Source organism: Paenibacillus sp. P5_B5 (assembly GCF_056400365.1).
Window position 1 is genome coordinate 78,620 of the sequence record NZ_JBFULK010000010.1, and the last position, 18,191, is coordinate 96,810.

16 protein-coding genes and 1 other annotated feature are annotated in these 18,191 nt (G+C 42.3%); of the genes, 15 read left to right on the forward strand and 1 reads right to left on the reverse strand.

Translation table 11 applies throughout. The features are described from left to right. Nucleotides 1-7 precede the first annotated feature (7 nt). The 12 genes from AC1DOK_RS14530 to leuS all read left to right on the forward strand — a co-directional run bounded on the left by AC1DOK_RS14530 (nt 8) and on the right by leuS (nt 13,108). The gene (locus AC1DOK_RS14530; RefSeq protein WP_477555012.1) at nt 8-1,261 is read left to right on the forward strand and encodes a DUF58 domain-containing protein; all 1,254 of its coding nucleotides are present in this window, start codon (nt 8-10) and stop codon (nt 1,259-1,261) included. Further along, complete coding sequence (locus tag AC1DOK_RS14535) at nt 1,254-3,488, forward strand: DUF4129 domain-containing transglutaminase family protein (protein WP_477555013.1); 2,235 nt, start codon at nt 1,254-1,256, stop codon at nt 3,486-3,488. Before AC1DOK_RS14530 ends, AC1DOK_RS14535 begins: the two co-directional genes overlap by 8 nt. A 277-nt stretch (nt 3,489-3,765) precedes the next feature. Then, the gene (locus tag AC1DOK_RS14540) at nt 3,766-4,272 is read left to right on the forward strand and encodes a YqeG family HAD IIIA-type phosphatase (protein WP_477555014.1); all 507 of its coding nucleotides are present in this window, start codon (nt 3,766-3,768) and stop codon (nt 4,270-4,272) included. 31 nt (nt 4,273-4,303) lie between these two features. Further along, nucleotides 4,304-5,419 (forward strand): ribosome biogenesis GTPase YqeH, encoded by a 1,116-nt coding sequence (gene yqeH, locus AC1DOK_RS14545; protein WP_477555015.1) that lies wholly within the window; start codon nt 4,304-4,306, stop codon nt 5,417-5,419. Nucleotides 5,420-5,462: 43 nt separating this feature from the next. Continuing rightward, nucleotides 5,463-6,332, forward strand: a complete 870-nt coding sequence (locus AC1DOK_RS14550) for a shikimate dehydrogenase (RefSeq protein WP_477555016.1) — start codon at nt 5,463-5,465, stop codon at nt 6,330-6,332. A gap of 162 nt (nt 6,333-6,494) precedes the next feature. Next, nucleotides 6,495-6,797 carry a ribosome assembly RNA-binding protein YhbY gene (gene yhbY / locus AC1DOK_RS14555; protein ID WP_477555119.1) on the forward strand — a complete coding sequence of 101 codons (303 nt, stop codon included), beginning with the start codon at nt 6,495-6,497 and terminating at the stop codon, nt 6,795-6,797. A 59-nt stretch (nt 6,798-6,856) separates the two neighbouring features. Then, entirely contained in the window at nt 6,857-7,444 is a 588-nt protein-coding gene (locus AC1DOK_RS14560) for a nicotinate-nucleotide adenylyltransferase (protein ID WP_477555017.1), read from the forward strand. Next, the gene (gene yqeK / locus AC1DOK_RS14565) at nt 7,434-8,018 is read left to right on the forward strand and encodes a bis(5'-nucleosyl)-tetraphosphatase (symmetrical) YqeK (RefSeq protein WP_477555018.1); all 585 of its coding nucleotides are present in this window, start codon (nt 7,434-7,436) and stop codon (nt 8,016-8,018) included. Before AC1DOK_RS14560 ends, yqeK begins: the two co-directional genes overlap by 11 nt. Next, on the forward strand, nt 8,019-8,366 hold the full coding sequence (gene rsfS, locus AC1DOK_RS14570; RefSeq protein ID WP_477555019.1) for a ribosome silencing factor: 348 nt from the start codon (nt 8,019-8,021) through the stop codon (nt 8,364-8,366). It abuts the gene before it with no gap. Between the two features lie 233 nt (nt 8,367-8,599). Further along, a complete protein-coding gene (locus AC1DOK_RS14575) occupies nt 8,600-9,529 on the forward strand; it encodes a CvfB family protein (protein ID WP_477555120.1) in 930 nt (309 codons plus the stop codon). A 25-nt stretch (nt 9,530-9,554) separates the two neighbouring features. After that, nucleotides 9,555-10,310 carry a class I SAM-dependent DNA methyltransferase gene (locus AC1DOK_RS14580; RefSeq protein ID WP_477555020.1) on the forward strand — a complete coding sequence of 252 codons (756 nt, stop codon included), beginning with the start codon at nt 9,555-9,557 and terminating at the stop codon, nt 10,308-10,310. Nucleotides 10,311-10,364: 54 nt separating this feature from the next. Then, nucleotides 10,365-10,600 (forward strand) — a binding site (T-box leader). Nucleotides 10,601-10,660: 60 nt separating this feature from the next. Continuing rightward, entirely contained in the window at nt 10,661-13,108 is a 2,448-nt protein-coding gene (gene leuS / locus AC1DOK_RS14585; RefSeq protein ID WP_477555021.1) for a leucine--tRNA ligase, read from the forward strand. Nucleotides 13,109-13,116: 8 nt separating this feature from the next. On the opposite strand, the gene comER is transcribed toward leuS, so the two are convergent. Beyond that, nucleotides 13,117-13,938: a late competence protein ComER gene (comER, locus tag AC1DOK_RS14590; protein WP_477555022.1), complete on the reverse strand. Its 822-nt coding sequence runs from the start codon at nt 13,936-13,938 to the stop codon at nt 13,117-13,119. Nucleotides 13,939-14,156: 218 nt separating this feature from the next. Between comER and AC1DOK_RS14595 the strand changes: the two genes are divergently transcribed. The 3 genes from AC1DOK_RS14595 to AC1DOK_RS14605 all read left to right on the forward strand — a co-directional run bounded on the left by AC1DOK_RS14595 (nt 14,157) and on the right by AC1DOK_RS14605 (nt 18,114). Then, the gene (locus AC1DOK_RS14595; protein WP_477555023.1) at nt 14,157-14,768 is read left to right on the forward strand and encodes a ComEA family DNA-binding protein; all 612 of its coding nucleotides are present in this window, start codon (nt 14,157-14,159) and stop codon (nt 14,766-14,768) included. 102 nt (nt 14,769-14,870) lie between these two features. Beyond that, entirely contained in the window at nt 14,871-15,386 is a 516-nt protein-coding gene (locus AC1DOK_RS14600; protein WP_477555024.1) for a deoxycytidylate deaminase, read from the forward strand. 205 nt (nt 15,387-15,591) lie between these two features. Then, nucleotides 15,592-18,114, forward strand: a complete 2,523-nt coding sequence (locus tag AC1DOK_RS14605) for a DNA internalization-related competence protein ComEC/Rec2 (protein WP_477555025.1) — start codon at nt 15,592-15,594, stop codon at nt 18,112-18,114. Nucleotides 18,115-18,191: the final 77 nt, after the last annotated feature.

Here is an 18,191-nt window from a genome sequence, read left to right on the forward strand (position 1 = left end):
GAAGAAGATGAAGAAGCAAGCTTCCATTTCCGGTAGACGAATTCCACGCCCAGTTTGGTATTTAAGTATTCTCTTTATGACTACTGTATTTTACTTGCTTCTGCAGGGTGGAAGAATTTCAGGAATTATGTTTTTATTCGTCTGTGTGATTTGTATCTATTTGATTCTTGGACGATGGAGTGGGATTAAGAATGTGGAAGGAACTAGGGTATTACTGAACGCTGCTGGTGGGAACAGGCTTACAGCTGGTCAAAGCTTACAGCTTAAGGTGGTATTCTATGTCCCAGGCTTCTGGCCAATTCCTTATGTGAAGATAAAGGAACGGTTAACTCGTCATGGTGGTCAAATCACGATTAATGAAGGGACCATCGTGTTAGATTGGGCACGTAGAGGAGATCTTATTTACTCCACACCTCCCTTAAAGCGTGGGACTTATCATTTTGAGCAGACAGAGCTTGTAACATCAGACATTTTCGGTTTGATTGAACATAGGGGGCAGACGAGTGTACCTCAATTTCTAACCGTGTTACCCCAGATGGTCGATCTAAGGCAGTCTATTCAACTGCGTCAATTGTTCAAAGGCATGCAGCATCATACCTTGTCAACGCTAGCACATCAAGAAACAACACAAATAAATGGGGTAAGAGAATATATTTATGGGGATCGTTTATCTCGAATTCACTGGAATGCCACAGCAAGAACAGGGGTTTGGAAATCGAAGGAATTTGAACGCGAAGCCTTACCCAAAACCATTATCGTATTGGATCGCAATCGTCAAGTTTATTTCAATCAGGAACATTTTGAACTTGCAGTATCTGTTGTCTCCTCCTTATTGAGGTTTGGATTTGATCAACGCTTACCAATGGGATTATTGTCTGTAGGGCAGGAGTCAAAGCTATTTAATGGTGGAATTTATAATGATAATTTTGAGGAAATGATGACGCATTTAGTGGATACGGAGGCAGATGGATTCTACACACTAGAGCAATCCTTAACTACTACGACTAATCAGTTTATAGGTGGAAGCTTCTTTATCTTCGTATCACCTAAGCAGGGCACGGATATAGCACAATGTATTAGCTGGCTAAAACGTAATGGCATGAAAGGCTCCCACATGCTGATTGATTCACCTGTAGCAACACTTAAGAATAAGCATGAGGACTGGCTTAGATTTTTACACGCTGAAGGCATGATGGGTTATGTTGTTTCCGAATTGTCTAAACTTCCTGCCGTTCTGGAAGGAGCGAAAACAAATGACTAAAGCGCGTAAGGGTATACTATCTTGGTTAATTGGTCAGGATTTTTTACTTAGAGCTATGGCAGTGTTAGTTGGAGTTTTTCTCATGCAGTATGTAAGCTGGATGATTCAGGAAGAAGTGGTATGGAAAACAGAGACGGCAAGTTTAATTAAACTTACGTTACTCGTAGTGGGATTCATTTATTTTATACCTAAGCTACCCGTTATCGCACGAAGTATTATCCAATTAATTGTTGTTTTCATTTTAACTGGCTGGTTTTTGAATTATCAATTTGTACCGCTTCTAGCCTGGAAATGGTCACAGCTATTACCTTTTGTAGATAATAACCTGAGGCAATTACTACCCTATCTATGGTTTTCATTAGGCACTTGGGTTGTGTTTTCGTGCACCGTTTGGTTCATGTCTAAGCGAACACTCATGTATCTAGGCTTAATTGGCAGTATTATTGCATTTTGTATTCGGGACTCTTTCTCGAATCTTGCCCTATGGAAAGAAATAGCGGTCATTTTGTTCTGTAGTAGCATGATTGTCGTCATTAATAATATGCTCCAGATCCGTAAGGCTTCTCCAGATGCATGGCATAAGCTATCACGCAAGCCGTTTCCAATTCTGATTCCAATCGTATTGTTTGCCTTTATATTTTATTCCATTGTGCAGTACACACCACCCATTCGCCCACTACTAACGGACCCGTACACGGCTTGGAAGAACTATAACGGTGAGCAAGTCATGAGATTCACCACAGACGAAGCGGGTATTATCTCTATTAATCAACCGGAAGAGTCAGTGGAATCGGGTTATAGTCGTGATGATAGCCTGCTTGGTGGAGGTTTTAAGTATAATTATCGAACGGTTATGAGGGTTAGTACAAGTGATCGGAGTTACTGGAGAGGAGAGTCACGAAGTGTCTATACGGGTAGTGGTTGGGAGAAAGGGCCTGAAGAGCTGACTCAAAGGACTGTAGTTGGTTTAAATAAGCCCCTAGAGCGTGATCCTAAGGTAGATACATCTAAAGCGATCATGAAAAATATGGAGTACACAGTCACGATGGAGAGAGAAGAGGCGTATCCAGTCTTATTTGGAGCCAAAGAAATTAAACAACTCAATAATGTTAATAATTCTTCAAGTGTAACCAGTAAATTAAGCTGGTCACCTCCTGATGCTGTAATCAATTTCAGAGGAAGTACTAATTATCCTGAAGTTTATACAATGATTTCAGAGGTTCCTGTCATTGATATAGAGGCATTAAGAACGATAAAGCTAGAAGATATTAATGTGGAAGAGTGGAGTTCTTATTTACAAATTCCTGAAACGATGCCAGCACGAGTATCTGAACTTGCTCAAGTAGTGACAAGTAATTCTGCTACTCCATATGATAAGGTGAAAAATATCGAGCAATACCTTGCTGGGAATTTTCAATACACGAATGAACCCGCTACAGGTAGCAGTAAGGATTTTGTTGATCAATTCTTATTTGAGACCAAAGAAGGTTATTGTGACTATTTCTCAACTGCAATGGTTATGCTTACTCGTTCAATCGGTATGCCGGCAAGATGGGTCAAAGGCTTCTCTGCTGGATCTTCCTTATTAGAAGAAATGATGGAGCGCGGTGGTTATCGCAGTGCGATGCAGAGATCAACGGAAGATGACGAATATATCGTTCGTAATTCCGATGCTCATTCTTGGGTAGAAGTATACTTTCCTGGGTGGGGCTGGCTTCCATTTGAACCTACGGCTGGCTTCGCGATGCCGGCCATCTATGATATGGAGGGATACGAACCGACGAATACACCTGAATTGGCTGAAATAGAAACCATAGATGAATCATCTGAGTTTAACTGGAATTTGAGAACTTGGGGTTTCATCCTTGCGATTGCGATATTGGCAGCATTAGTCTTATTTATTTTATATAAGTATATACCTTGGAGACATATTCCTATCCTATTACAACGTACACGTTATGCAGGTAATTACAATCAATTGGTATTAAATGATGTCTACAGATGGCTTCAATATGCGAATCGCAAAGGATTTATGCGACTTGAACAGGAAACAACGATGCGTGAAACCTTAACGCGCTGGATGATAACTAGCGTATGGCTAGAACGAGAGCTTGAAACATTACTGCGAATTTATGAACGAGCGCATTACAGTGGAATCAAGTTGACGCAAGAGGAATGGTCTGAAGCTAACCAAACCATTCGTATGCTTAAGATTGCGATGAAGTAACTAAGAATTAAGTCTGTATGGCAAGAGTACCTCTCAGCACCGCTCTTATCAAAGTGGTGCTAAGAGGTCTTTTGTTTGTGTGAAGGAATTAATATCACATCACGCTTCTTTCTGCTTGAGCCTCTACATATGTTTGCTACAATAGTGAAGGTGTTTTTCTTGCTTTGCAAGAAAAAGTCCAAGTATGGTATAGTTCCCTATAGAATAGGTCCACCAAACAAGACTGTGCTGGTGAAGAGAGTTTTGCATCGGAACAATAACAATTGGAGTTGAATCAATGTTAAAGAAATTTGAACCGAATCAGTCGGTTCGGACTGTGTATGATATCGATATGGAAGATCTATGGACGAGAGGGTTTCGTGGTATTATAACGGATCTTGACAATACGTTAGTTGGGGCCAAAGAACCTCTTGCAACACCTGAGCTTATTGAATGGGTTGATCAGGTGCGGGATAAGGGCTTTAGTGTAGTAATTGTCTCAAATAATAATCATAACAGGGTTTCCAAATTTGCAGATCCATTAAACATACCATTCATCCACGCTGCGCGTAAGCCAATGAGCACACCTTTTCATAAGGCATTGAGTGTTTTGAAGACAAAACCAGAGCATACAGTGGTCATTGGCGACCAACTGATGACAGATGTTTTTGGCGGTAATCGTATGGGACTACATACCATTCTCGTTAGTCCGATTGCCATACATAACGAAGGAATCGGTACGAGACTCATCAATCGCCCTCTCGAAAAGGTTGTACAATTCTTCTCCAAAAACAAACGTAATTAAATCAATCAAGAAAGTCGACACAGGAGGGTATATGCATACAGAAGAAATATTGAATTGTGCTGGTTGCGGAGTCAAGCTACAGATGGAGGATACAGGTAAGTTAGGTTATGTACCTCAGCAAAGCTTGCTCAAAGAACCGGTTATTTGTCAACGATGTTTTCGAATTAAACATTACAATGAAGCGAGCTCAATTACACTAAATCAGGATGACTTTCTCAAGCTGCTAGGTCATGTTGGGGATACGAAGGCACTTGTTGTAAATATTGTTGATTTGTTCGATTTTGAAGGTAGTATGATTTCGGGATTACAGCGGTTTGTGGGGAATAATCCAATTCTGCTCGTCGTCAATAAAATCGATTTACTGCCCAAAGTAACGAACTATAATAAGATTATTAACTGGGTGCAAAGACAAGCCAAGCAATGGGGACTTAAAGTGGTTGACGTAGTGCTATGCTCAGCCAAAAAGAACATGGGCTTTGATCGTGTGATTAGTAGTATTGCAGACCATCGCGGCAAAAATGATGTTTACGTCGTTGGAGCAACGAATGTTGGTAAATCAACGCTGATTAATCGATTGATCGCAGACTTTAGTGATTTGGAGTCTGAACTTACGACTTCTCATTATCCAGGTACAACACTTGATATTGTCAAAATCCCACTGGATGATGGTAGGTTCATCATTGATACACCAGGGATTGTATATAATCATCGTCTAACCGAGATTGTAACACGTAAGGATTTGACTAAGGTTATGCCTGGTGTACCGATCAAGCCGATGGTATTTCAGTTGAATGAGCAGCAGACATTGTTCTTTGGGGCATTGGCACGTCTAGATTTCGTTCATGGTGAACGTCAATCTTTCACTTGTTATACGTCGAATACGATCAAAATCCATCGCACTAAACTGGAAAAAGCGGATGAGCTTTATGCATCACATAAGGGTGAATTGCTTGCACCTCCAGTTGTAGAAGATGTTGATAAGCTGCCACCACTTGTTAAACACTCCTTCACGATTCCACGAGGCAAGCATCAGGATATTGTGATATCCGGACTTGGCTGGATCAAAGTTAACAGTGATATGGGTGCTGAAATCACAGCGTATGCGCCCAAAGGAATTAAGGTTGTTGTGAGGGAAAGCTTAATTTAATCAAAATGTGGTATGCTTAAGGAACGATATCGGGGGAATCGAGATGGTCCATCAAACAAGTAGCTTAGGGATCAACAGTCATACCATCATGTATGGTGTACTGGGTGATCCCATTCGTCACTCCCGCTCGCCCATCATGCTTGGGAGAGCATTCCGCGAAGCGGGGATAAATGCTGCATATGCAGCTTTTCATGTGGCACCGCAGGATCTTGGTGCGGCGGTACAAGGCATACGAGCGCTAGGACTCGGAGGCGTCAATGTGACGATACCTCATAAGATCGAAGTCATGCAGTACTTGGACCTGGTCGATGAGGGAGCTCGCATAGCCGGTGCTGTTAACACGATTGTTAACGAGGGCGGCAGACTCATCGGCTACAACACCGACGGGATCGGCTACGTACGATCCCTGAAGAGTGAGACGGGCGTCAGCCTTGCAGGCGCCCGTGTACTCATGCTCGGGGCTGGCGGAGCTGCCCGAGGTGTTGCTTATGCGCTTGCCCGTGAGGGCGCAGAGCGCATTTACATCGCTAACCGCACGCTGGAGCGTGCGGTGGAACTCGCCGATCTGATTGGCGAGTATACATCCGCGGTTGGGCTTAGAACCGCGGATATAGGGGATATTATGCAAGAGGTAACAATCGTCGTTAACACGACTTCTGTTGGCATGTCGCCTAATATCGACGAAACCCCGTTCCCCGCGGAGCTGCTTCATGATCGCCTCGTAGTGAGCGATCTGATCTATAATCCGCGGGTGACCAAGCTGCTCCATGATGCGGAGAGTATAGGAGCAATTGCACATAGCGGTCTTGGCATGTTTATCTATCAAGGAGCTTATGCGTTCGAGCTCTGGACGGGCCAGCCTGCTCCGATTGAAGCGATGCGAGAAGTTGTTCTTGAATCATTAAATCAATAGCTATTTGAATCAATTTCATAACTCATTAAAATAATTAAATTAAAACTATATATAGACAAATTAAAGCGTTTTGATCTATATATAGCCCTGATTGAAGCAGCTAAAGGTATTATGAAATTGATTCGTTTTATATTAGAAATTAGAATTGAGGTTGGATTAATAATGTTAACAGGCAAGCAAAAAAGATTTTTACGCGCAGAGGCGCATCATTTAACACCAATTTTTCAAGTAGGCAAGGGTGGCGTCAATGATCACCTGATCCAGCACGTCGTAGAAGCGATCGAAACACGTGAATTAATCAAAGTATCTATTCTGAATAATAATTCAGATGACCGTGATGAGGTTGCTAATGCAATTGCTCAAGGTGCAGGTGCGGAGCTTGTACAGATTATTGGTAAAACAATCGTGTTATACAAAGAATCAAAGGATCATAAGCGTATTGAATTGCCTAAAGGGAATAAATAATTTAAGCATGATCAATTAGAGTTTATGAGTAAGCAAGACCTGTGTGGAGGAGGTGACTTATGCGGATTGGTATTATGGGAGGAACCTTTGACCCCATTCATAGTGGACATTTAATAGCAGCAGAAAGTGTAAGAACAAGCCAGCAGCTTGATGAGGTATGGTTCATGCCAACGTTTGTCCCACCGCATAAGTCGAATGCCCCAGAAGCTACTCCTGACGATCGCATGAACATGGTCCGATTGGCCGTTGAAGACAACCCATTTTTCCACCCCTTTGATTACGAGCTGCGTAAAGGTGGCGTATCCTATAGCATCGAAACGATGACAGATTTATATGATCAATATCCGCAGCATACGTTCTCTTACATTATCGGTGGGGATATGGTGCAATATTTACCTAACTGGGTTCGGATTGAGGAATTAGTTCATTTGGTTCGATTTATTGGCTTACACAGGCCAGGCTATACGGTCGATCTAGCTAGTCTGCCAGACTATATTGCACATGTTGTTACAATGACCGAAATGCCTTCATTTGATATTTCATCCACTTATATTCGGGATAGATGCCATAAGGGATTGTCTATTCGTTATTGTGTACCTAATTTAGTGGAAGCTTATATTCGGGAGAGAAAACTATATGAAGCATGAAGATATGATAGCTTTAGTCAAGGAGCAGATGTCTGATAAACGCTGGGCTCACACTGCTGGCGTTATGGGAACCGCAGAGAAATTAGCCTTGCAATATAGTGCCGATGTGGAGAAAGCGATCATTGCAGCAACCTTACATGATATGTGTAAGCACTGGCCTGTTGATCGCCAGGCAGAAGCAATCCGTGAAAGTGGTCTCGGGCTTGAAGTATTGTCTTATGATAAACCTCTATGGCATGCTCATGCTGGTGCCTATATAGCTAACCGGGACTGTGGAATCGAGGATGAAGAGATTCTGGATGCGATTCGTTATCATACTTCAGGTCGTGAACATATGACGCTTCTTGATAAAGTGGTGTGCCTTGCTGATTATATTGAACCTGGTCGTGATTTTCCAGGGGTTACTCAAATGCGTGAATTAGCGGAACACAGCTTAGAAGAAGCTTTAATAGCTGGTTTCGATGGAACCATTAAATTCTTGATGGAAAAAGGGCAAATCATTTATCCGTTAACTGTGTTAACTCGGAATGGTTTAATCACAGAAATGAAGTCCAATCAAGTGGGAGGTAATTAAATGAGTCTTACTCCAAAAGCAATTATGAATTTAATTGTTAATGCAGTTGAAGATAAGAAGGCTTATGAGGTTGTAACTTTGGATGTATCAGAGGTTTCAGGTGTAGCAGATTATTTTATCATCTGTCACGGTAATTCAGAAACGCAGGTCCAAGCGATTGTTACAGAAGCTCGTAAGAAAGCGCATGAACATCAGGTGAATGTTCGCGGCTTGGAAGGGTTCGATACGTCAAGATGGGTACTTCTTGATCTTGGCGATGTTGTTCTTCATGTGTTTCATCGCGATGATCGCGAGTATTACAATATTGAACGGATTTGGTCAGATGCCAAACAAGTGGAGCATATATGAGAGAAGATAATGGTAATTCGCAAGGAACTGGAGAACGTCGGAAGTCGAGTGGTTTTAGCAGAGAAATTGAGGTAAGTGATCGTAGCGAGCAGCAGGGTGCTTATCGTAATAATAATTATCGCAAAGAGAATACGAATGATAGGGGTAATCGTAATTACTCTAATTCGAATTCCAATTCCTACGAGAAGCGTGATAATGGACGCCCGCAGTATCGTGAGGAGCCAAGTGATTGGATAGAATCTAATAGCTATCAGGCAGGTACGATCGTTACACTCGAAGTGGCTCGTGAAGTGCCGCCAAATGGATATTTTTTGAGTAATGGTGTGGACGATGTACTGCTTCATTATAGTGAAGTGGTTGGCAAAATTAAGCCTGGCGATCATGTGGACGCATTTATTTATCATGATACGTATGATCGAATGATGGCAACAATGAAACGCCCGTTACTACAGCTTGGTGAACTAGCTCAATTAGAGGTTGTAGATACGCATCCAAGATTAGGGGTTTTCCTCGAGATGGGACTAGGCCGCAATCTGCTACTACCTACACGTGAATTGTCCGAGAACAAGGAACTTCGTCCGGTAATAGGTGACCGTGTATTCGTAACGATGAATACCGATAAATCGGGTAGGTTGATCGCAAGAGCTGCAAGAGAAGAAGAGCTTGCTGCACGATGCGTAAGAGCACCCGAATCATGGAAAAATCAGTGGATTGACGTTACGGTGTACAAGCCGTTACAGATGGGTGCATTCGTAGTTTGTGATGCAGGTGTATTAGGCTTTGGTTTTATTGGTCTTATCCCTGCTGCAGAGCGTGTTAGACCTCTACGTCAAGGTGAAACGGTTAAAGCACGTATTGCATTTGTTCGAGAAGAAGATGGCCGCGTGAATTTGTCGATGCGACAATTGAAGCAAGTTGGCCGGCTTGAGGATGCAGATGTGATTATGGAGCTGCTTAAAGATCGCCCTGATGGCGGAATGCCATACTCAGATTCAACACCAGCTGATATTATCCAAAACCGCTTTGGACTAAGCAAGTCTGCTTTTAAGCGTGCACTTGGCAAGCTAATGAAGGATGGCCTAATCGAGCAACGTGGCAATTGGACTTACTTAGCTGGTAAGGGAACTAGTGAAGGCGAACAACAAGAGGTTAAGAAAGACTAGCTTTGGTGAAAGAAGTGGGGAATACATGTCTTACGAACAGTTTGCTTACGCTTATGATCGTCTTATGTCTGATATGCCTTATTCGGAGTGGATCAAGTGGATGCAGGATCGCTGCCGCGACTATTCAGTAATTCCTAAGACGGTTGCTGATTTAGGCTGTGGAACAGGTGCGATTGCAATACCTCTCGCACAAGAAGGGCTTAGAGTGTATGGGATTGATCTTTCTGATGATATGCTTGCCATCGCACGCGATAAAGCTGAAGCACTTAGATTCCCAGCAGGCGGTAGCATGATGTGGATTCAAGGAGATCTAAGGGACTGGCTATTACCCGCACCTGTTGATTTAGCTGTATCCTTCTGTGATTGCATGAATTATTTATTAGAGGAGCAGGAGATTGAAGCAGCTTTTCAGCAGGTGTATCAAGGGCTTGTTAGTGGAGGATTATTTATGTTCGATGTTCATGCTCCACATGTCCTAAGTACTTACGCGGCTGAGCAACCATTCATGTTAGATGAAGAAGACGTTTCTTACATCTGGACCTCTGAACTTGACGAGGATCGAATGATAATCGAGCATAACCTGTCTATTTTTCTGAAGCAAGCTAATGGTGATTATCAGAAAATCGAGGAGCAGCATATACAGCGGGCTTACGTGATAGACTGGTTAGAGGCTCAGTTAAAGCGTACTGGATTTATCGATATCCAGATATCCGCAGATTTCGAACAGGAATCGCCGAATAAGGATTCCAATCGGATCTTCTTTGTTGCTCGTAAAGCGTAAATGACTTGACATTTTACGCATATTTTACATATAATCAAATATAAAATTATATTCAATTAGACTAAGATGAGGAATAGTAGCAAGATTTCGTCTTTAACAGAGAGTTGGCGGTTTGGTGCAAGCCAATAGACGATACATGTGAACTCGCCCTTGGAGTCAAGACGGTGATTGCAGAAGTTAAGCATAGCCTGATCGTATATCCCGCGTTAAGGGAAATGAGTGAACACTGGCAAAGAATGCCGTGTGTTAACTAGGGTGGTACCACGGGAATTTAACCTCTCGTCCCTAGCGTAAAGCTAGAGACGGGAGGTTTTTTGGCGAATATGAAAGCTTGTAGGAGGAATGAACATATGCAAGAAAGAGAACAGCATGGCTATAATCCAATTGGGTCTGAGCCAAAATGGCAGAAATATTGGGATCAACATAAGACATTTAAAGTTCAAGATGACGAAAGTAAACCTAAGTTTTATGCACTAGATATGTTCCCATATCCATCAGGTGCAGGACTACACGTAGGTCATCCAGAAGGATACACCGCTACGGATATCGTATCTCGTTACAAGCGTATGCGTGGATATAATGTGCTTCATCCTATGGGATGGGATGCATTCGGATTGCCTGCGGAACAGTATGCCATTCAAACAGGTAAACATCCTCGTGAATTTACAATATCTAATATTGATAATTTCCGTCGTCAAATTAAATCACTCGGCTTCTCATACGATTGGGATCGCGAAATTTCTACGACAGATCCTGAATATTACAAATGGACACAGTGGATTTTCATCCAACTATATAACAAAGGCCTTGCATACGTAGATGAAGTTAATGTTAACTGGTGCCCTGCTCTTGGTACAGTGTTATCAAATGAAGAAGTTATTGATGGCCTAAGTGAACGTGGTAACCACCCTGTTGTGCGCAAGCCAATGCGTCAATGGGTACTTAGAATTACTGAGTATGCGGAACGCTTGCTTGAAGATTTGGAAGAGCTGGATTGGTCCGAGAGTATTAAAGACATGCAGCGCAACTGGATTGGTAAATCCAAAGGTGCAGAAGTTCGATTTGCAATCGATGGTTATCCAGGTGATGAACTCGTAGTGTTTACGACTAGACCAGATACCTTGTTTGGTGCAACCTATTGTGTACTTGCACCAGAGCATCCGCTTGTTGCGAAGATTACAACTGCTGAGCAGTCTGAAGCGGTTAAACAATATCAAGAGAAAGCAAGTCACAAAAGCGACCTTGAACGTACAGATCTTGCCAAAGATAAGACGGGTGTATTCACTGGCGCTTATGCAATCAACCCGGTTAACGGCGAGAAGACGCCAATCTGGATTGCTGACTATGTGCTTGCTGGTTATGGAACAGGTGCTATTATGGCGGTTCCAGGCCATGATGAACGTGACTTTGAGTTCGCTAAGCAATTCGGCATTAAAATTATTGAGGTTGTTAAAGGCGGGAACATTGAAGAAGAACCATACGCTGGCGATGGCGAGCATGTGAATTCTGGTATGCTTAATGGTCTTGGCAATGAAGCAGCTATTGCAGCTATGATTGAATGGCTAGAAAAAGAAGGCAAAGGACAGGGTAAGATCACTTATCGCTTGCGTGATTGGTTATTCTCACGTCAACGTTATTGGGGTGAGCCGATTCCAATTCTTCATTTAGAAGATGGAACGATGAAGCCTGTACCAGTGGATCAGCTTCCTCTTCTATTGCCAGAGGTTGAATCGATTACACCATCAGGTACTGGTGAATCTCCACTTGCGAATGTAGATGAGTGGGTCAATACGATTGATCCAGAAACAGGCATGAAAGCTCGCCGTGAGACGAACACAATGCCACAGTGGGCAGGAAGCTGTTGGTATTTCTTAAGATTTATCGATCCGCATAATTCTGATGCTCTATGCTCACTTGAGCTGCAGAAGAAATGGTTGCCAGTTGACTTATACATCGGTGGCGCTGAACATGCTGTATTGCATTTACTTTATGCTCGCTTCTGGCACAAGGTTCTATATGATCTTGGCTACGTCTCTACTAAGGAACCATTCCATAAATTGGTCAATCAAGGAATGATTCTTGGTGAGAATATGGAGAAAATGAGTAAGTCACGCGGTAATGTTATTAATCCGGATGAGATTGTGAATGAGTACGGTGCAGATACACTTCGTCTATACGAAATGTTCATGGGTCCTTTAGAAGCAACTAAACCTTGGAACACCAACGGTGTAGAAGGTGCTTATCGTTTCCTTGCACGTATTTGGCGTCTATTGGTGGATGAATCTACTGGCAAATTGAATTCGAAGATCGTGGATGATGAGAATGCAGGCGGCGATCAATTCAAGCGTGTGTTACACCGTACAATCAAGAAAGTAACCGAAGACTATGAAGCTCTCCGGTTTAACACAACGATTTCACAATTAATGATTTTCGTTAATGAAGCATACAAGACAGAGCAATTGCCACTTACAGCTATGAAGCAGTTTGTCCAAATGCTTTCCCCAATCGCTCCTCATCTTGCAGAAGAGCTATGGGAGAAGCTTGGTGGTGCAGAATCCATCACTTACGAAGCTTGGCCGACGTACGACGAAGCATTCACGGTTGATAATGAAGTTGAGATCATAGTTCAAGTCAATGGTAAGATTGTAGAACGCGTGAAGATTGCTATTGATATGAGTGAAGCGGCAATGCAAGAGCTTGCTCATAACTTGGATAAAGTTAAAGAAGCAATCACTGGCAAAACGATCCGTAAAGAAATCGTCGTTAAAGGTAAGCTTGTTAATATTGTGGCTAACTAAGTAATCCTTTAAGTAGTAAATAAGGAATCTACCTTGGCTAAATCTTCCTCATATTTCGCATGTGTGGTATGAACGAGCTGGATGAACATTCCATCTAGTTCGTTCTCCATCATGCGTAATCCTTCAGCTGTAATTCCTCCAGGAACGGATACACGCTTTTGTAGCGTAGTCGGATCCATTCCGCCGTTTGTAAGTAATTTACCGGTCCCATACAACATCTCCGTAGCTAATTCTGTAGCCGTTTCTCTCGCTATACCGGTTTTTTCAACTGCAGCATCAATGAATTTTTGCAGGAAAAAAGCCATAAATGCAGGTCCGCAGCTTGAAATATCCGAACAAATTCGGGTATACGCCTCTTCCACACGCATTGGCTTTGAAATATAAGCAAGCAATGATTCCAATTCTTGTATATCCGCTTCTAGCATTCGATCATTATACATGCACAAAGTTGCTCCACTAAGTACATAATTTGTAATGCTTGGAATTACCTTGGCAACTTTACATGGTAACCACTCATCCAAATGTTCTATTAATACAGCTGATGTTATCGATATGATGATCTGCGATTCAAGCGTAATTTTGCCAATTTCGTCTATTACTTTTTTGAATTCACCTGGCTTAACGCATAGGAAAATATAATCACATTTTAATATTACTTCAATATTGGATTTAGCAACTTCGAGACCAGGGTATTTGTCAGCAAGCTGTTCTACTTTATAAATTGAACGATTACTAGCGACAATTTGTGCAGGTTGAAGTGCACCAGAATGAATGAATGCATCAATCAAGATGCTACCCATACTACCAGTTCCGATGAATCCTACTTTCATCAAGATCCCCTCCTGCTTTTGGAACTTTCATAATAATCTGTTTTTGTTAAACAGTTTAAGAGCCTAACTTTGCTCTCGACGCCACGCTGATTCTTCTTAGCACTTTGCGCTTTGTAATGTATATGAATAGGAGTATGTCAACATGCTTTAAATTCATCTGCTGTCATGTATAAACTAATTAATGCTGTCCATATTGATCATAATTGGGAGGTATGTCATTGTTTCAAGTACGTAATAGGTTAATACTTTACATAGGTTTGGCAGGAGTCATACTTGTTGTAGTTCTTGTATTAATGATTGTATTTAGTCGGACAAATCCAGTAGGTCAAAGCATAACTGAACTCAATGCTTCCATGGAACAACTACTGAATCAGCAGTCACAAGATAAGGCGAGTCAAGGGAAAAAGACAACAACTCAGTCTGAGGCAACAATTAAACCTAGTGATGCCCCAGTCAATACTCCGATCAACCCAAATGCTACATCGAGTAATACATCAAGTAATATGTCGACCTCAGATCAGAGCTCAGTATCAAGCACTGCCCCGAGTCCAGCTTCGAGTGGAATCCAGAGCGGAACATCGAGTGAAGCTCCTATTCAAGCATCGAAAGGACAAGTGCCATCGAGTGCGGACAAGCTTGATATCAATACTGCCACTGCTGAGCAGTTTGATGAGTTGCCTGGAATTGGGCCAAGTAAAGCGAAGGAAATTGTGAAGTATCGTGATGCGAATAAACGATTTAATTCAATTGATGAATTAACGAATGTAAAAGGTATCGGACCTAAGATCTTGGAGAAGCTTCGTTCACTTGTTTATGTAGCTAGTAGTTAAGATGCTAGTAGTTAAGTAGATCGGGTGAACTACTTTCTAGCCGTTATAAAATATGAGAGAATATGATTATGAACCAAATGAGATAGGATAGGTGATACTGTTATGTCAGCTCGCAAGGATTGGGATACATACTTCATGGATATTGCCTATATGGCAGCGACACGTTCCCAGTGTAATAGAAGACATGTAGGAGCGGTACTTGTTAAGGGCAAAAAGTTGTTAGGCACAGCTTATAACGGAGCACCGATGGGCGTTCCTGATTGTACGGAAGCAGGATGTATGCTTGTTGAAGAATATGAAGTTCATATTCTTGAGGACGGCAGTGAGCAGATGGAACGTAAACAAAGATGCATTCGCACGATTCATGCTGAGCAGAATTTACTCTTGTTTACAGATCGTGACGACAGGGAAGGTTCTGTAGTTTACGTGACGGATCAGCCATGCTGGACCTGTGCTAATATGCTTGCTAATTCAGGTGTTATTGAAATCGTTTATCATAGGGCTTACCCGAAGGATAGCGATAAAGTAATTGATTTAATGGACAGACGCGGGATTCGTTTCACGCATATTACATCGTATGATCCGCCGATTGGTACGGTAATGGAAGTTACGAATTAACAAACAATTAATTACTTTTTAAAGAGGAAGCACCTCGTTTGCAGTAGCAGCAATTTATCGCTGTTATGTAAACGAGGTGTTTTTTTGATTTTATTTAGAAAGAACCTAGAAAAATTTAGAACGGAAACGTATCCGTCCTATAAGTAAATTGAGGTTAAAATCGTTTCTTCATAGTGAATCTTTTGGGATATTTGGGAGGAGTAGAATGAGCGGTAAAGCGATATGGGTTGCTGCAGCATGGGTGCTCGGCTTTGGCATGCAGATTTATTTTCAATGGAGCCTAATGAATTACATAACTTCTGGAATAATGACTTTGTGTATGATAGCCGCATATGCCCTTCGGGTACCAAGACGAGGGATGATTAGTCTGGTGCTGCTTATCGGTATAGCAATGGGCTATTACGGTGGTAATAATGCTACCAATATATCTGAGATCGAACAGATAGCAGCTAATCAAGGCTGGGAAGGCAGTGAGATAGTCGTTCAAGGTGTGATTACATCACCTGTTGAGGTTGATGGTGACCGTGCCTCATTTGAACTCACTGTAGAGCACTTGCTACCTGCTGAGGGCGAAATCCAGAAGCTTAATGAGCGGATGCAAGTGTCTATTCGACTACTGAAGCAGGCAGAGCAGCGTGTTTCTAATGATTGGATACGCGGAGACCGTCTAACGCTCAGATCCACCTTAGAGCGGCCGTCGCCTGCTCGTAATTTCGGTGGCTTCGATTATCGAAATTACTTGTATGAGCAGCGTATCCACTGGCTGCTCACAGCGAAGGGAATGGACTCCGCAAGGCATGAATCCATTCCCTTTCAGCTTAGCCCCGTCCAGCTGCTTCGCTGGACGGATGAGCTTCGCGCTTCGCTGGCTGCGCGAATAGATCGGGTCTTTCCTGCGGAGTATGCCCCGTTCATGAAAGGCATGCTCATCGGTATGAGCGATGAGCTCGATCCCGAACGCTTCGCCCAATTCTCCGCGCTCGGACTGACGCACATTATCGCGATTAGCGGGCTCAATGTGACCGTGTTTATCGGCGCTTTGGTCTGGATTATGAAGCGGTTTCGCCTAACAAGGGAAACTTATTTACTTGTTTCCATCTGTTGTTTGCCTATCTACATCTTACTTACCGGAGCATCTCCTTCAATAGTTCGAGCTGGTGTGATGGCAATGCTGGCTTTGTGGGCTACTCGTCAAAGATGGGGGAAGGATGTGCTCTACATCCTTTGTATCGTGGCAGTTGCTCTTCTAATATGGAAGCCATATTACATCCATAGCATATCGTTTCAGCTTTCATTTATCGTCACAGCTGGTCTCATATGGGCTGTGCCCCGCTTGACAGCCTTCTTACCAATGCTTAAACCGTGGTTAAGCAGTACAATATCCGTAACTATCGTATCGCAGCTCGTATCTTTTCCATTATCTATTTATTATTTTAATCAATATTCCATGCTCTCTCCAATAGCCAATATGCTGCTGATTCCTGTTTTTTCAATGCTGGTATATCCCTTAGGGTTACTTGCTTTAACGTTAGGGTTTATTTGGTTGCCACTTGGACGATGGATTGGTGAAGTTGTTGGCTGGTTCAATGCAGGTTCGTTCTATCTTATGGAATGGATGGAGCAATGGAAAGGATTGCTTATTTGGCCTTCACCGTCACTATTATGGATAGGGATTTATTTTGGACTATTGATCCTAATGTACGTATTTGCTGTAGCGATTCGGTCTTATAGTCGTAATCAAGACCCGGGTATAGTCATTATTACAATGGGGACAGCCAAACGATTTCAATTATTAGGTATATCCGGTCTATTTCTTACATTATTATCCTTTACGTTACTACTCTATGTCGGTTATACTCCGGATAGATGGAGTTCTTATGGCTCCGTTCAGTTTCTGGATGTAGGTCAGGGGGATGCGATTTTAATTCGAACGCCGACTGGTAAGCATATACTTGTCGATGGGGGTGGAACGGTCCGCTTCAGTAAGCCTGGCGATGAATGGCGTATCAGACAAGATCCATATGATGTTGGGCGTAAGTTAGTTGTCCCACTGCTTAAGAAACGAGGAGTGCATCTAATTGACACACTTATTCTGACCCATCAGGATGAGGATCATAGTGGTGGACTCAAGGCAATTATTGATGAAATACCTGTTCGCAGCTTCTTATTCAATGGTACCTTCAAACAAACTGCGAGTAATACGCAGTTGTTTCAAAATGCACTTGATAAAGGAATTCCATTGTACGCAGCTGAGAGTGGTCAGATCCTTCAGATTGATGATAATACTACAATAACGATCCTATATCCGAAGAAGAAATCTGCTGAGATTAAGTTTGAGAAGGATCAAAATGAAAGCTCGATCGTTTTCTTGCTCGAAATGAATGGGGCTAAATTTCTTTTCACTGGCGATATTGGCAAGTCAACTGAAGCTTTCATACTAGCTGATACAGACTTACCTTCTTTCTCGTCTTTAGATGTGCTTAAAGTAGCGCATCACGGATCCAAAACATCAACCACTGAAGCATGGTTAAGATGGTGGAAGCCTAAGATTGGGGTGATCTCGGTTGGAGTTAACAACATTTATAGACATCCATCGAGTGAAACGATCGAGATTTTGACTGCTCAGCATACACAAGTTATGCGAACTGATTTACTTGGAGAGATTCAAAGTGTTGTTTATAATGGTGGGATCGAATGGAGAGCTAAATTAATTGGCAATAATAGATAATATTGGGGCCATTATGAGGTGTTTTTTGTGATTTAGGGTTTTTTTTGCTATTCTACAAGAAGAACTTATGTTTTTAG

Bases quoted from the DNA above. Each gene is read 5' to 3' on its own strand.
- leuS (WP_477555021.1), top strand. From the start codon at position 10,661: ATGCAAGAAAGAGAACAGCATGGCTATAATCCAATTGGGTCTGAGCCA.
- comER (WP_477555022.1), bottom strand. From the start codon at position 13,938: ATGAAAGTAGGATTCATCGGAACTGGTAGTATGGGTAGCATCTTGATT.
- AC1DOK_RS14540 (WP_477555014.1), top strand. From the start codon at position 3,766: ATGTTAAAGAAATTTGAACCGAATCAGTCGGTTCGGACTGTGTATGAT.
- AC1DOK_RS14530 (WP_477555012.1), top strand. From the start codon at position 8: ATGAAGAAGCAAGCTTCCATTTCCGGTAGACGAATTCCACGCCCAGTT.
- AC1DOK_RS14605 (WP_477555025.1), top strand. From the start codon at position 15,592: ATGAGCGGTAAAGCGATATGGGTTGCTGCAGCATGGGTGCTCGGCTTT.
- AC1DOK_RS14560 (WP_477555017.1), top strand. From the start codon at position 6,857: ATGCGGATTGGTATTATGGGAGGAACCTTTGACCCCATTCATAGTGGA.
- rsfS (WP_477555019.1), top strand. From the start codon at position 8,019: ATGAGTCTTACTCCAAAAGCAATTATGAATTTAATTGTTAATGCAGTT.
- yhbY (WP_477555119.1), top strand. From the start codon at position 6,495: ATGTTAACAGGCAAGCAAAAAAGATTTTTACGCGCAGAGGCGCATCAT.
- AC1DOK_RS14535 (WP_477555013.1), top strand. From the start codon at position 1,254: ATGACTAAAGCGCGTAAGGGTATACTATCTTGGTTAATTGGTCAGGAT.
- AC1DOK_RS14550 (WP_477555016.1), top strand. From the start codon at position 5,463: ATGGTCCATCAAACAAGTAGCTTAGGGATCAACAGTCATACCATCATG.
- yqeH (WP_477555015.1), top strand. From the start codon at position 4,304: ATGCATACAGAAGAAATATTGAATTGTGCTGGTTGCGGAGTCAAGCTA.
- yqeK (WP_477555018.1), top strand. From the start codon at position 7,434: ATGAAGCATGAAGATATGATAGCTTTAGTCAAGGAGCAGATGTCTGAT.
- AC1DOK_RS14580 (WP_477555020.1), top strand. From the start codon at position 9,555: ATGTCTTACGAACAGTTTGCTTACGCTTATGATCGTCTTATGTCTGAT.
- AC1DOK_RS14600 (WP_477555024.1), top strand. From the start codon at position 14,871: ATGTCAGCTCGCAAGGATTGGGATACATACTTCATGGATATTGCCTAT.